The organism is Brucella pituitosa (assembly GCF_965577835.1).
GTDB lineage: Bacteria > Pseudomonadota > Alphaproteobacteria > Rhizobiales > Rhizobiaceae > Brucella > Brucella pituitosa.
In genome coordinates this window covers 898,973-911,886 of record NZ_OZ264092.1, presented here as the reverse complement: position 1 = coordinate 911,886, position 12,914 = coordinate 898,973, and the positions used below count along the sequence as shown (strand labels likewise).

The window sequence follows — 12,914 nt, the reverse complement described above, 5'->3', positions numbered from 1 at the left end:
TCAGACGTCCTCCAATATCCATTCTGCGCGCACCGTATCATCCTCTTCGCTCGAGGCCAGACGTTTCTTTGAAATTTTGAAACGTTCCATGGTGGCGAGCTGCTTGAATGCCCAGACCGCTGCGCCGCGCACAACGGGGGCAGGGTCTTCAAGCAGATTTTCGATCTGAGGCAGCAAAGACGGATCTTGCGAATTGCCCGCTGCGATCAGCACATTTCGTAAGAAACGATCACGTCCGATCCGTTTGACGGGCGAGCCGGAAAACAGTGTGCGAAAAGCGGGATCGTCAAGAACCAGAAAATCGGCAAGCCGAGGTGCTTTAAGATCGTCGCGTGCTTTCAGCTTCATCTCGCTGGTCGCCTGAGCGAATTTATTCCAGGGGCAGACCGATAGACAGTCGTCACAACCATAGATGCGATTGCCCATCGATTTGCGGAACTCGTGCGGGATCGGGCCCTTGTTCTCAATAGTGAGATAGGAAATGCAACGTCGCGCATCGATCCGATAAGGCGAAGGAAATGCTTTCGTCGGACAGGCATCGAGACATGCGCGGCAGGAACCGCAATGATCGCGGTCAGGCTTATCGGGTGGAATTTCAGCCGTGGTGAAAATCGAGCCGAGAAAAAGCCATGAGCCAAGCTCGCGGCTGACCAGATTGGTGTGCTTGCCCTGCCAGCCCAGACCGGCTGCTTGCGCCAATGGCTTTTCCATAACAGGAGCCGTGTCCACGAAGACTTTGACGTCCTGACCAGCGCGGGCCGCAAAGCGGCTCGCCACATGCTTGAGCTTACCCTTGATGATGTCGTGGTAATCGCGGTTCTGCGCATAGACTGAAATCGCCGCCCGCTCCTTGTGTTCAAGAATGCCGAGCGGATTGCTGTCCGGACCATAATTCATGGCAAGGATCATGATCGAGCGGACTTCCGGCCACAACACACTTGGATTGGCGCGGCGGTCTTCCGTTTCCTCCATCCAGAGCATGTCGGCGTGATGGCCATCGGCAATATATTGCCGAAGTCGCTGCGGTGCTTGTGGGATCGTATCGGGCGTTGTGAAAGCGACCGCGTCGAAACCTACAGCTTTCGCTTCCTCAATGAGAAAGCGCTTGAGCTTGAGATCCCTTTCCGAAACCTGTCCAGAAACTTGCTTTGTCTCAGAAGTCGAGGTCGCCATAATGGGCCACTGGTGCTAGTCCGCGCACACGATCGGAGAGCAGGGGGCGGAAGGCTGGGCGCGACTTCATACGTGCATACCAGTCGCGGGCGGCCTTGGTTTCGCTCCACTCGATTTCACCGAGATAGTCGAGCACGGAGATTGATGCTGCTGCTGCCATGTCAGCATAGCTTGGATGACCACCTGCAAGCCAGTCCCGAGTTGCCGCAAGCCAGTCGATATATTTCATATGCTGGCGAATATTGGTGCGGGCTGCGCGAATAGCTGTGGAATCGGGCGCGCTGCCACCCATTTCGTCAGCCATTTGAAGCTTGAACACGCGCTCGCGCGCAATGTGCCGCGTAACCTCGTTCTCGAATTTGAGCAAGAACCAGTCAACAAGGCGACGCACTTCTGCGCGCTCCATCGGGCTTTCCGGTAGCAGGCGACGACTACGCTTCAATGCGCCACGTGTCTCATCGAGATATTCTGCAATGACGGTTGCGCCAACAACCGGCAGATCGCGTTCAGCCAACAATACAGGAAGTGTTGCAGCAGGATTCAGCGCCAGAAATTCCTTACGGCGCGACCATGGACGTTCCTCGATCAGTTCGGCTTCCACATCATATTCGCCGAGAATAAGCCGCACATAGCGCGAGCCTGATGACATAGGATGATGAAAAAGCGTAAGCATAATCGACGCGGTACTCTCGACTGACAAGCTTTAATTGATCCCCGGTGAGGCACTGTGGCTAGCGTTTGCACCGGCAGCAGGTTATTTCTGCTGTCAGGCGATTCGAGCCACCTCAACGGAATATTTAGTCTATAAGGGCTATGCCTGCGGGAGACAAGCAATCGCTGGAAGCGCTTATTGTAGCACTTTCATGCTTAACAGCTCGTCAAGACGCACTATTTTCATCCTGCTCACCTCCCTAAGGTACTGACTTCATGGAAATTTATAATCTTCTGGAAGCCGCTTTTCTTGGTCTCATCGAAGGTTTGACGGAATTCATCCCCGTTTCCTCCACAGGCCATTTATTGCTGGTCGGTCATTTTCTGGGCTTTGAATCGACGGGCAAGACCTTTGAAGTGCTCATTCAGCTGGGCGCAATCCTTGCGATCCTGACGGTCTATTCGGCAAAGCTCATCAAAATTCTGACTGACTTTCCGCGTGATGCTCGGACTCGTCGTTTCGTGCTGGGGATTCTGATTGCATTTCTGCCCGCAGCCGTCATCGGCGCAATGGCACACGGCTTCATCAAGAGCGTGCTTTTTGAAACGCCGATGTTGGTCTGTATCATGCTGATCATTGGCGGCTTTATTCTTCTGTGGGTCGATCAGCTGGAGCTGAAGCCGCGTTATCGTGATGTGATGGATTATCCGTTGCCGATCTGTCTGGCCATTGGCTTTGTCCAGTGCCTTGCCATGATCCCTGGCGTGTCGCGCTCTGGCTCCACCATTGTTGGCGCACTTTTGCTCGGCGCAGACAAGCGTTCGGCGGCAGAGTTTTCGTTCTTCCTTGCCATGCCAACAATGGCAGGTGCTTTTACCTATGACCTTTATAAGAGCCACAGCATGTTGTCGTTCAACGATGGTGCTTTGATCGTTGTTGGTTTTGTGATGGCGTTTATCTCAGGCGTATTTGTCGTGCGTCATCTGCTCGACTATGTTTCGCGCCATGGCTTCAAGCTGTTCGGCTGGTGGCGCCTGATCGTTGGCTCGCTCGGAATGGCTGCTCTGCTGATTTGGGGGTGAAAAGCGTTTCACGTAGCGGACAAAAAGCCAATGATTTGGCTTTTTGAGCGACGAACGCGCTACAGCATCCGCCCAAAAATCAGAAGTTATTTTGGAAGGCACGATGCGTAGATTCAATAAATAGAGCGTCCTTTGTGCGTCCATGGGGACGCACGGCGCTCTAAGCCATAGCGGAGGGCTGGAGCATTCCGCGCAATAAGAAAGGGGCCTTTCGGCCCCTTATTTTTGGTCCACACTATACTCAGGCAAGCCCGGTCTTAGTGTACTGACCTGCAATGCGATAACGCCAGAGATAGGCTGGAATTATTGCATCCACGGCTTCAGGCGTGATGCCCATGCCCTGAAGTGTGCGGCCTTCTTTGGCAGCCTGTTCCGAGACGACATTGTCGTATTTGAGCAATGTCACCTGATCATTGGTGAGCAGTGGGTTTGGCAAAAGGCCGAGAACCGAGGCCTGAATACGTGCAACCCACCAAGGCATCGAGACGATGAGGCGCTTGCGGGCGATGACGCCAAGCATATCCTTCATCCAATGCTTGAATGGCTGCACGTCCGGACCGCCCAGTTCATAAACGGCACCTGGCTGCAGCTTGCCATCGACTGCGCGGGCTGCGGCTTCCGCGACGTCGCCGACATAGACCGGCTGAAGTCTGGTTTCTCCACCACCGATGACCGGCAGGAACGGCGAGAAGCGCGCCAGATTGGCAAAGCGGTTGAAGAAGCGGTCTTCATGGCCGAAAATGATCGACGGACGCAGAATAACCGTATCCGGCAGAACCGAGAGAATAGCCTTTTCACCCTCACCCTTCGTGCGGGCATAGGCTGATGGCGAATTGACATCGGCTGCGAGCGAGGAGAGATGCGTCATCGGGACGCCAGCAGCTTTTGCGGCCTCGGCAATGTTCTTGGCACCCAGCACCTGAACGCTGTTGAAACGCTGCTTGCCGCTTTCCGAAAGGATGCCGACGAGATTGATGACATGATCAGCGCCTATGATAGCGCGCTCGACCGACCAGCGATGGCGGACATTGGCCTGAACCATCTGGATCTGGCCAACATTGCCAAGTGGTGCCATGTAATAAGCAACTTCCGGCTTGCGCACGGCAACGCGTACACGATAGCCGCGCTTGGTGAGGCTTGCTACAACCGCGCGCCCGACAAAGCCAGAGCCGCCGAAAACGGTGACCAGTTTTGGCCTGTTGTGGACTTCGTTCGGTTCGGTCTTCATCCTAAACTCCTGCATGAAAGCCTGATTATACCGCCAGATGTTATGATTGCGGCATGCTTTTATCGCGGTGATTTATCGCCTTTTGGCAACAACGCAAAGGGGACTTGTTGTCACGATGTCGAAACTGATCGCTTTTCCAGCATTAAACGCGCAATACCGCTTTGAGATTTCGCGGCTTACTGGTAAATCGCGCGCATGAGCACACCACTTGACCATATTCGCAATTTTTCGATCGTCGCCCATATCGACCACGGCAAATCGACGCTGGCCGACCGCCTCATTCAATTGACGGGCGGGCTGGACACGCGTGAGATGAAGGACCAGGTCCTCGACTCGATGGATATCGAGCGCGAGCGCGGCATTACCATCAAAGCCCAGACCGTTCGTCTTACCTATAAGGCGAAGAACGGCGAGGACTACGTGCTGAACCTCATCGACACCCCCGGACATGTCGACTTCGCCTATGAAGTCTCGCGTTCGCTGGCTGCGTGCGAAGGCTCGCTCCTGGTGGTGGATGCCTCACAGGGTGTTGAAGCGCAGACGCTGGCCAATGTTTATCAGGCCATCGACAATAATCACGACATCGTGGTGGTGCTGAACAAGGTTGATCTTCCGGCAGCCGAACCGGAGCGGGTTCAAAGCCAGATCGAAGAAGTGATCGGCATTGACGCCAGTAAAGCCGTGATGATCTCTGCCAAAACTGGTCTTGGCATTCCTGATGTGCTTGAAGCTATCGTCGAGCAGCTGCCGCCGCCGAAAGAAGGCGACCGCAATGCGCCGCTGAAGGCCATGCTGGTCGATAGCTGGTATGACAGTTACTTGGGCGTTATCGTTCTGGTGCGCGTCATCGATGGTGTGCTCAAAAAAGGCCAGACCATCCGCATGATGGGAACCGGTGCGAAATATCCGGTTGAACGCACCGGCGTTTTCACGCCGAAAATGGTTCAGGTCGAAGACCTTGGTCCGGGCGAACTCGGATTCATTACGGCTTCCATTAAAGAAGTCGCTGATACTCGCGTCGGTGATACCATCACCGAAGATCGCCGTCCGACAGAAAAGGCTCTGTCAGGCTTCAAGCCTGCGCAGCCGGTCGTGTTCTGTGGATTGTTCCCGGTTGATGCCGCCGACTTTGAAGACCTGCGCTCTGCCATGGGCAAGCTGCGTCTCAACGATGCGTCGTTCTCCTTTGAAATGGAAACCTCTGCGGCACTCGGTTTCGGCTTCCGCTGTGGCTTCCTTGGGCTTCTGCATCTTGAAATCATTCAGGAACGCCTTGAGCGTGAGTTCGATCTCGACCTGATCACGACAGCTCCTTCGGTTGTCTATCGCCTGAACATGCAGGATGGCTCGCAGAAAGAGCTGCATAACCCGGCCGATATGCCGGATGTGGTGAAGATCGAGGCGATTGAAGAGCCGTGGATTCGCGCCACCATCATGACGCCAGATGATTATCTTGGCACGATCATGAAGCTCTGTCAGGAGCGTCGCGGTCTCCAGATCGATTTGACCTATGTCGGCCCGCGCGCCATGATCACCTATGACCTGCCGCTCAATGAAGTTGTGTTCGATTTCTATGATCGTCTGAAGTCGATTTCCAAGGGCTACGCATCGTTCGACTACAATCTTTCAGATTACCGCGAAGGTGATCTGGTCAAGATGTCGATCTTGGTCAACGAAGAGCCCGTCGATGCACTGTCGATGCTGGTTCACCGTTCGGCTGCAGAAAAGCGCGGTCGCGTGCTTTGCGAAAAGCTCAAAGAGCTGATCCCGCAGCACATGTTCAAGATCCCGATTCAGGCAGCTATTGGCGGCCGCATCGTGGCGCGCGAAACTATTTCGGCACTGCGCAAGGACGTGACAGCCAAGTGCTACGGCGGCGATATCTCGCGTAAGCGCAAACTTCTGGACAAACAGAAGGAAGGCAAGAAGCGCATGCGCCAGTTCGGCAAGGTGGAAATCCCGCAAGAGGCCTTCATTCAGGCACTCAAGATGGGTGATGATTAATATTGCCTGCCGGAAGCGGCAGGCAAAACTAATTAATGCATAAATGGTGGTGTTGGGCGATCGTCTCGGTCGTATGATTTCCCATCGCCGCTTTCGTTAATATCAGCGATTACCTTATCAATTTTATTGACTAGTAGAGTTCCAAGTTCTTCTATTTTACTGGAGGGCTGGCCTAACCTAATTAGGCGCTTTGATCGCAAACAAAGAATAGCGAGATCGTCGGGCTCATTCGCTGGATATAATTGGGGAAAGAGAGATAGAGTTGCTCTTACAATATGATCATTCAGCACCGGTTTTTTAGTATTCCAGATATGAACAGCAGTCACGTGATCATTATTAATTAGGCTAAAATTTGGCTTGAATGTTATTTTAAAGAGCGTTTTGGGACTGCTGTAAATTACATTATTTGCCAGTCCAAATTTGCTGGTGTTTTCTTTTTTCCATTTGATGAAAGTCTGAAGGCCAGTACGCGCCGAATCTCGCTCAGCTTCTTTTTTTATATTTTTTAAGCTCTCAATGACCTCTATAGGATCACTGTTATTCAGAGCTAATTCTGTGCATAGCCTCCGAACGCTTCCATGAAAGTCATACCCACCTTCGCGTGGGGTCAAACGTTCTCGAACTGCACTCTTCTGAGGCTTTTCGTTTAAGTGTAAGATTCTTAGAAACGCAGAAATTCCAAAATTGGGCATGGCAGCTCCGTTTAAGGTTAACTATAAAAATATAGGAGAAAGTTTTACTTATTAAAGAGTAATATTTGAGATTATTTTGAAGTACTTTAGTAAACTCTAATGTAATTTAGACCCATTGCTGAAAAACTAAGGAGGCTGCTACATTGCTTGATCGCCCTCGCATTTCCATCACCTACTGCACGCAATGTAACTGGATGCTGCGGGCGGCATGGCTGACGCAGGAGTTGCTGCAGACATTTGGGCAGGATTTGGCGGAAGTGGCGCTGCGGCCTGGTACAGGCGGGGTGTTTGAAATTCGCGTTCATATGCCCGATGGCAACGAAGAGCTTATCTGGGAACGCAAGCGCGACGGTGGTTTTCCAGAAGCCAAGGTATTGAAGCAACGCGTGCGCGATCTGGTCTGGCCTGATCGCGATCTTGGTCACTCTGACAGGACGTCAAAACCTGAATAAGACAAAGCCCGCAACTTGCGGGCTTCTTTGTTTTGGTAGCTTTTAATCCTCATCCACCACGCGCAGGTGCATTTGGGTGGGGGCGCCTTCTGGCTGGCGGGCTGGGCGCTGAGACTCTTCTGTAGGTGCGGGGCCGAACTCAAGCGCTTCGATCTTCGCACCGCGCTTGGTGACCTTATTGGAAGACACCAGAATGTCGTCAATATCCTTGTTGGCCTGCACGAAATGGGTTTGCAGCTTGCGCACACGCTCATCAAGGCGGCCCACATCTTCCATCAGGCGGATCACTTCACCCTGAATGACATGTGCCTGTTCGCGCATACGGGCATCTTTCAAGATCGCCTGAATAACCTGAATGGACAGCATCAGGAGCGATGGCGAGACTATGACGATCCGCGCCCGGTGCGCGCGCTGGATCAGTGCTTCATAATGCTCATGAATATCGGCAAAAATGGATTCCGATGGCACGAACAGGAAAGCCGTGTCCTGTGTTTCGCCGGTAATCAGATATTTGTCGGAAACGTCCTTGATATGCACTTCCATATCGCGGCGGAACTGCGCAACGGCTGTTTTGCGCGCTTCCGGCGCTTCAGTTTCGCGCATGGAGTTCCATGCTTCAAGCGGGAATTTCGCATCGATAACCAGTGAAGGCGCGTTGTTTGGCATTTTAACAAGGCAATCGGGGCGCGTGCCGTTGGAGAGTGTAGCCTGAAATTCGTAAGCGCCCTGCGGCAGACCATCGGCAATGATCGCTTCCATGCGCGACTGGCCGAAGGCACCGCGCGTCTGCTTGTTGGCAAGGATCGCCTGCAACTGCACGACCTGACCTGCAAGCGACTGGATGTTGTTTTGCGCCGTGTCGATGACCGCAAGGCGCTCCTGCAACTTTGCAAGATTTTCATGGGTCGAACGGGTCTGCTCGGTCATCGTCTGGCCGATGCGATGCGTCATGCCGTCGAGCCGTTCACGGATCGACTGATTAAGTTCTGCCTGCCGCGAACCAAACACTTCGGCCATGGTCTGCATGCGGCCCTGCATCTCGGACTGTGCTTTCAGAATCTCGGCCATGCGATATTCGGCGTCCCGCGCACGATCTTCTGCCTGCGCTTCGGCCACCGCTCGAAGACGGGCTGAGCGCGCTGCCGCAATGAGGAAAATGGCGAGGCAAAGGACCAGCACGACAATGCCCGCAAGGAGGATATCTCCCAGCGTGAGAGAGGTGGCACCAAGCTGCAGGAGCGGCTCATTCAACAGATTCTGATTTTCCATTTATCCAGCTTAGCTGATTCGTATTGCAATGATGAGATCAAAACGGGAACATTTTACAAGTTACAATTGACGATTCTTTTGCGAGCGATTACGTGAAACTCATGTCTATAAAACCGCTTATTATTCTTCCTGATCCCGTTCTTCGTGAACTGTCCAAGCCCGTCGAGCGCTTTGATGATCAATTGCGCAAATTTGCCGGCGACATGTTCGACACGATGTATGATGCGCCGGGCATTGGTCTTGCCGCCATTCAGGTGGGCGAACCCTTGCGCATGCTGGTCATCGACCTTGCCAAGGAAGATGAGGCGAAGGCTCCGCATGTCTTCATCAATCCCGAGATTGTTGCCTCGTCTGACGAGCGCAGCGTCTATGAAGAAGGCTGTCTTTCGATCCCGGATTATTATGCGGAAGTGGAGCGGCCTGCGACCATCAAGGTCAATTATTTCGATGCGGACGGCAAGCCGCAATCGATGGATGCCGATGGGCTGATGGCAACCTGTTTGCAGCATGAAATCGACCATCTCAATGGCGTGCTGTTCATTGATCATATCTCCAAGCTGAAACGCGATATGGTCATCAAGAAGTTCAAGAAGCTCGCCAGCCAGCGTGCGTCAAACAGGGCTTTGTGATGCGGATCGTCTTTATGGGGACGCCGGATTTCTCCGTGCCAATCCTCACAGCCATCATCGGACAGGGCTATGAAGTTGTTGCGGTTTATTCGCAGCCGCCGCGCCCGGCAGGTCGTCGCGGACTGGAATTGACCAAGTCGCCGGTGCACGAAAAAGCTGAGGAGTTCGGCATTCCTGTTTTCACACCGAAAAGCCTGAAAAGCGCGGAAGAGCAGAACGTCTTTGCAAGCCTCGAAGCGGATGTGGCAATCGTGGTGGCCTATGGCCTGCTGCTGCCACAGGCCATTCTCGATGCGCCGCGCCTTGGATGTTACAACGGTCATGCGTCGCTTCTTCCGCGCTGGCGTGGTGCGGCTCCTATTCAGCGCGCGATTATGTCTGGTGATACAGAAACCGGCATGATGATCATGAAAATGGATGCAGGGCTTGATACGGGTCCTGTCGCCATGGCCGAAAAAGTTGCAATTACGCCGGACATGACAGCAGGCGAGCTGCATGATCGTCTCAGCATGATCGGCGCCGATCTGATGGTGCGTGCACTCGGTGCGCTTGAGCGTGAAAGTCTCACACTTCAGCCGCAGGCCGAAGAGGGCGTGACCTATGCCGCCAAGATCGACAAGGCCGAGGCGCGTATCGACTGGTCGAAGCCTGCGAAAGACGTTCACAATACGATCCGCGGCATCTCGCCATTTCCAGGCGCCTGGTGCGAGATGGAAATCAACGGTGTCGTTGAACGTGTCAAACTTCAGCGCTCCACATTGGGCGAGGGAAGCGGCGCTCCGGGAACTGTGCCGGGAACTATACTTGATGATCGCCTGACGATTGCGTGCGGAGAGGCTGCTGTGCGGCTCGTAACGCTACAACGTTCAGGCGGAAAGCCTTTGCCTGCGCAGGAATTTCTGCGCGGTGCGACAGTGACGAAGGTTCTCTGAGCGGTGCCTCGTTATAAAATCACTGTCGAATATGACGGCACGCCCTATGTCGGCTGGCAGCGGCAGGAAAACGGTCATGCAGTTCAGAACGCCATCGAACAGGCGTTCAAGAAATTCTGCGGTGAAGATCTGACATTGAGTGCGGCAGGCCGCACCGATGCAGGCGTTCATGCGAGCGCGCAGGTCATTCATGTCGATCTGACAAAGGATTGGGGTGCTGCGAAAGTGCGTGATGCGCTTAATGCGCATCTGGTGATGGCCGATGAACGCATCAGCATTCTCAATGTCGAAAAGACAACGGATGCTTTTGATGCGCGTTTCTCGGCGCGTGCCCGCCACTATCTTTATCGCATTCACAATCGCCGTGCGCCGCTGGCCATAGATTATCAGCGTGTGTGGTGGGTGCAGAAGCGCCTTGATCATGAAGCGATGCATGAAGCTGCAAAGCGGCTTCTGGGTGAACATGACTTTACGACATTTCGCGCAACGCAATGTCAGGCAAAAAGCCCGGTCAAGACACTCGACAGGCTCGATATCACACGCAATGGCGACTATGTCGAAATGCGCGTTTCTGCCCGCTCGTTCCTGCATAATCAGGTGCGATCCTTTGCAGGAAGCCTGATGGAAGTGGGCGTTGGCCGCTGGACGGCAGATGATTTACAGGCTGCTTTGGAAGCCAGAGACCGCAAAGCTTGCGGTCAGGTCGCCCCGCCTTATGGTCTTTATCTGATTGGCGTTGATTACGCGTTTCCGTTTTAAAAAGTCTGCGCGCTAAGCCCTATACCAAAAAGCTGTTGCAGGAACACTGTAATGAACAGTGAACCAAAAAAAACGCAGGCAAAGAACGGTGCGACATAGGCGTGCGGGCGTTGCAGCACGATGAATGTGAGCCGATAGCTCAATATGACCGATACAGCGAACAGCACGATCGCAAACAGCGTTGCAACATCGAGATAGCCCGGAAAGAACAGTTGCAGCAGTGTGATTGGTGCGAAAAGCCAGGACAGCAGAGCGCTCCCCCAGTTGGTTGCAATGACATAGGCTGCGTAACGTTTTGAAATGCCTATCCGTTGGGCTAATATCCCAATAACGACAAGCGGTATCACCCATGCAGAAAGGTCGACGAATGCTGCGCGGATGACGATTGCAAGGCGCAGGCCTGCTTCATCGCGACCGGCAGTCAGATCGGCCGCATAGGCGACCCATGTTGCCAAAAGCGGAGGCAGGGCGATGACTATCGCATAGAAAGATGCCCAGAAATCTTCTGCAGAGATATCAAGGTATGCAAGGCCGTCTTTACGGCCAAGCATCATCTTCCAGACGCCCGTGAAATATCTGAAAATATCATCCAGACTGGGCATGAAGTTCCTTATCCAAAGAAATCAGCGATGAAACGTTCGTAAATCTGTGTGAGGCCTTCAAGATCAGCAACCGCGACACGTTCGTCAACCATGTGCATGGTCTGTCCGACAAGGCCAAACTCGACAACTGGACAGTAGTCCTTGATGAAGCGCGCATCGGATGTGCCGCCCGACGTCGAGAGATTGGGGCGCTTGCCTGTGACCGCTTCAACAGATGAAGTCAGTGTGCCGATCAGCTTCTCGTCACGGGTCAAAAAGACATGGCTCGGATTTTCGCGCCAGACCAGTTCGTAGTTGATCGGCGTTTCGCGGCCCGGGCGTAGGCGGTCATTGCGTGAGGCCTTTTCGAGGCGCGAGACGATCTCGGCCTTCAGGCTGTCTGCGGTCCAAGTATCGTTGAAGCGGATATTGAAGGAAGCGCTTGCCTTATTGGCAATAACATTGGTGGCCTTGTTACCGACATCGACGGTTGTCACCTCCAGATTGCTCGCCTGAAAATCTGCTGTGCCTTCATCAAAGGCGGGGTAGAGCAAGCTGTCGACGAGTGTGGTGATGCCACGAACCGGGTTCTCCGCCAGGTGCGGATAGGCGGCGTGACCCTGCACACCGTGGACCGTAATGATGCCGGAAATCGAACCACGACGTCCGATCTTGATCATATCGCCAAGTGCGTTGGGATTTGTTGGTTCGCCAACGAGTGACGCATCCCAGCTTTCGCCACGCTCTTTGGCCCATTTCAGAAGCTTCTCGGTGCCATTGATCGCTGGGCCTTCCTCGTCACCGGTGATGAGGAAGGAGACACTGCCCTTAAGGCTACCATGCTTTTCGACATGACGTGCAACGGCTGCGACAAAGCAGGCAATACCACCTTTCATGTCGACAGCGCCGCGACCATACATAATGCCGTCTTCAATGGCTGCCGAGAAGGGCGGATGCTTCCAGTCGGCTTCATCGCCTGGAGGCACAACATCAGTGTGGCCAGCAAACATCAAATGAGCGCCATTGCCCGACTTGCGCGCATAGAGGTTTTCAATGTCTGGCGTGCCTTCATCGGTGAAGACCGGGCGCTGGATGGAAAAGCCCATCGGTGCAAGCATGCCTTCAAGTGCCGTCAGCGCGCCGCCTTCAGCGGGCGTAACCGACGGGCAGCGAATGAGAGCGGCAAGGTTTTCGGCAGGATTGGTAGGCAGGCTCATGATGACACAGCTTTATTCTGAGAATCGTATGGGCCTGAGATTAGATCGAGAAGCGCCCAGATGAAACAACAATCCCATAACTGGGTAAACACTGCGCACCGACGTTAATCGCGGCTTTTCTCAATTCGTTGCAATTCGGGAATGAAATTTCCTTGACCAAGGGGGCTTTGTCATCGTTAGTTAAAAAAAGGTTGATAACGAGACCCGGAAAACGGGCCGGTCATCGGGGAATTGTCACTAGAGA

At 53.7% G+C, this 12,914-nt stretch carries 13 protein-coding genes; 6 read left to right on the top strand and 7 right to left on the bottom strand.

Annotated features, from left to right (window positions below; genetic code table 11):
- Positions 1 to 1,173: a tRNA epoxyqueuosine(34) reductase QueG gene (gene queG, locus ACSME1_RS04380; protein ID WP_105707926.1), complete on the bottom strand. Its 1,173-nt coding sequence runs from the start codon at positions 1,171 to 1,173 to the stop codon at positions 1 to 3.
- Entirely contained in the window at positions 1,154 to 1,846 is a 693-nt protein-coding gene (locus ACSME1_RS04375) for a glutathione S-transferase family protein (protein WP_024899239.1), read from the bottom strand. The genes queG and ACSME1_RS04375 overlap by 20 nt, the downstream gene beginning before the upstream one ends.
- A gap of 254 nt (positions 1,847 to 2,100) precedes the next feature.
- Here ACSME1_RS04375 and ACSME1_RS04370 point away from each other — a divergent pair, with 254 nt between their 5' ends.
- Positions 2,101 to 2,907 carry an undecaprenyl-diphosphate phosphatase gene (locus ACSME1_RS04370; protein ID WP_024899240.1) on the top strand — a complete coding sequence of 269 codons (807 nt, stop codon included), beginning with the start codon at positions 2,101 to 2,103 and terminating at the stop codon, positions 2,905 to 2,907.
- Positions 2,908 to 3,148: 241 nt separating this feature from the next.
- Here the strand turns inward: ACSME1_RS04370 and ACSME1_RS04365 are convergent, their stop codons facing one another.
- The gene (locus tag ACSME1_RS04365) at positions 3,149 to 4,135 is read right to left on the bottom strand and encodes a complex I NDUFA9 subunit family protein (protein WP_024899241.1); all 987 of its coding nucleotides are present in this window, start codon (positions 4,133 to 4,135) and stop codon (positions 3,149 to 3,151) included.
- Between the two features lie 195 nt (positions 4,136 to 4,330).
- On the opposite strand from ACSME1_RS04365, the gene lepA reads away from it, so the two are divergent.
- Positions 4,331 to 6,139, top strand: a complete 1,809-nt coding sequence (gene lepA / locus ACSME1_RS04360) for a translation elongation factor 4 (RefSeq protein WP_024899242.1) — start codon at positions 4,331 to 4,333, stop codon at positions 6,137 to 6,139.
- 32 nt (positions 6,140 to 6,171) lie between these two features.
- Here the strand turns inward: lepA and ACSME1_RS04355 are convergent, their stop codons facing one another.
- A complete protein-coding gene (locus tag ACSME1_RS04355; protein WP_024899243.1) occupies positions 6,172 to 6,831 on the bottom strand; it encodes a hypothetical protein in 660 nt (219 codons plus the stop codon).
- Between the two features lie 194 nt (positions 6,832 to 7,025).
- Between ACSME1_RS04355 and ACSME1_RS04350 the strand changes: the two genes are divergently transcribed.
- The gene (locus tag ACSME1_RS04350; protein WP_051514885.1) at positions 7,026 to 7,283 is read left to right on the top strand and encodes a SelT/SelW/SelH family protein; all 258 of its coding nucleotides are present in this window, start codon (positions 7,026 to 7,028) and stop codon (positions 7,281 to 7,283) included.
- A gap of 42 nt (positions 7,284 to 7,325) precedes the next feature.
- Here the strand turns inward: ACSME1_RS04350 and ACSME1_RS04345 are convergent, their stop codons facing one another.
- Positions 7,326 to 8,552: a DNA recombination protein RmuC gene (locus ACSME1_RS04345; protein WP_024899245.1), complete on the bottom strand. Its 1,227-nt coding sequence runs from the start codon at positions 8,550 to 8,552 to the stop codon at positions 7,326 to 7,328.
- A 101-nt stretch (positions 8,553 to 8,653) separates the two neighbouring features.
- Between ACSME1_RS04345 and def the strand changes: the two genes are divergently transcribed.
- The 3 genes from def to truA are packed head-to-tail and all read left to right on the top strand — an operon-like array spanning position 8,654 to position 10,872.
- The gene (gene def, locus ACSME1_RS04340; RefSeq protein ID WP_024899246.1) at positions 8,654 to 9,181 is read left to right on the top strand and encodes a peptide deformylase; all 528 of its coding nucleotides are present in this window, start codon (positions 8,654 to 8,656) and stop codon (positions 9,179 to 9,181) included.
- Positions 9,181 to 10,113: a methionyl-tRNA formyltransferase gene (gene fmt / locus ACSME1_RS04335; protein WP_105707928.1), complete on the top strand. Its 933-nt coding sequence runs from the start codon at positions 9,181 to 9,183 to the stop codon at positions 10,111 to 10,113. The genes def and fmt overlap by 1 nt, the downstream gene beginning before the upstream one ends.
- Before the next feature lie 3 nt (positions 10,114 to 10,116).
- Positions 10,117 to 10,872, top strand: a complete 756-nt coding sequence (gene truA / locus ACSME1_RS04330; RefSeq protein ID WP_024899248.1) for a tRNA pseudouridine(38-40) synthase TruA — start codon at positions 10,117 to 10,119, stop codon at positions 10,870 to 10,872.
- Here the strand turns inward: truA and ACSME1_RS04325 are convergent.
- Both ACSME1_RS04325 and dapE read right to left on the bottom strand, forming a co-directional pair.
- Positions 10,869 to 11,474 (bottom strand): hypothetical protein, encoded by a 606-nt coding sequence (locus ACSME1_RS04325; protein ID WP_024899249.1) that lies wholly within the window; start codon positions 11,472 to 11,474, stop codon positions 10,869 to 10,871. The genes truA and ACSME1_RS04325 overlap by 4 nt on opposite strands.
- 8 nt (positions 11,475 to 11,482) lie before the next feature.
- Entirely contained in the window at positions 11,483 to 12,670 is a 1,188-nt protein-coding gene (gene dapE / locus ACSME1_RS04320; protein ID WP_024899250.1) for a succinyl-diaminopimelate desuccinylase, read from the bottom strand.
- Positions 12,671 to 12,914 lie beyond the last annotated feature (244 nt).

What these genes read in the sequence shown, in the direction of transcription:
- queG (WP_105707926.1), bottom strand. Translation starts at nt 1,173, where the DNA reads ATGGCGACCTCGACTTCTGAGACAAAGCAAGTTTCTGGACAGGTTTCG.
- ACSME1_RS04375 (WP_024899239.1), bottom strand. Translation starts at nt 1,846, where the DNA reads ATGCTTACGCTTTTTCATCATCCTATGTCATCAGGCTCGCGCTATGTG.
- ACSME1_RS04370 (WP_024899240.1), top strand. Translation starts at nt 2,101, where the DNA reads ATGGAAATTTATAATCTTCTGGAAGCCGCTTTTCTTGGTCTCATCGAA.
- ACSME1_RS04365 (WP_024899241.1), bottom strand. Translation starts at nt 4,135, where the DNA reads ATGAAGACCGAACCGAACGAAGTCCACAACAGGCCAAAACTGGTCACC.
- lepA (WP_024899242.1), top strand. Translation starts at nt 4,331, where the DNA reads ATGAGCACACCACTTGACCATATTCGCAATTTTTCGATCGTCGCCCAT.
- ACSME1_RS04355 (WP_024899243.1), bottom strand. Translation starts at nt 6,831, where the DNA reads ATGCCCAATTTTGGAATTTCTGCGTTTCTAAGAATCTTACACTTAAAC.
- ACSME1_RS04350 (WP_051514885.1), top strand. Translation starts at nt 7,026, where the DNA reads ATGCTGCGGGCGGCATGGCTGACGCAGGAGTTGCTGCAGACATTTGGG.
- ACSME1_RS04345 (WP_024899245.1), bottom strand. Translation starts at nt 8,552, where the DNA reads ATGGAAAATCAGAATCTGTTGAATGAGCCGCTCCTGCAGCTTGGTGCC.
- def (WP_024899246.1), top strand. Translation starts at nt 8,654, where the DNA reads ATGTCTATAAAACCGCTTATTATTCTTCCTGATCCCGTTCTTCGTGAA.
- fmt (WP_105707928.1), top strand. Translation starts at nt 9,181, where the DNA reads ATGCGGATCGTCTTTATGGGGACGCCGGATTTCTCCGTGCCAATCCTC.
- ACSME1_RS04325 (WP_024899249.1), bottom strand. Translation starts at nt 11,474, where the DNA reads ATGCCCAGTCTGGATGATATTTTCAGATATTTCACGGGCGTCTGGAAG.
- dapE (WP_024899250.1), bottom strand. Translation starts at nt 12,670, where the DNA reads ATGAGCCTGCCTACCAATCCTGCCGAAAACCTTGCCGCTCTCATTCGC.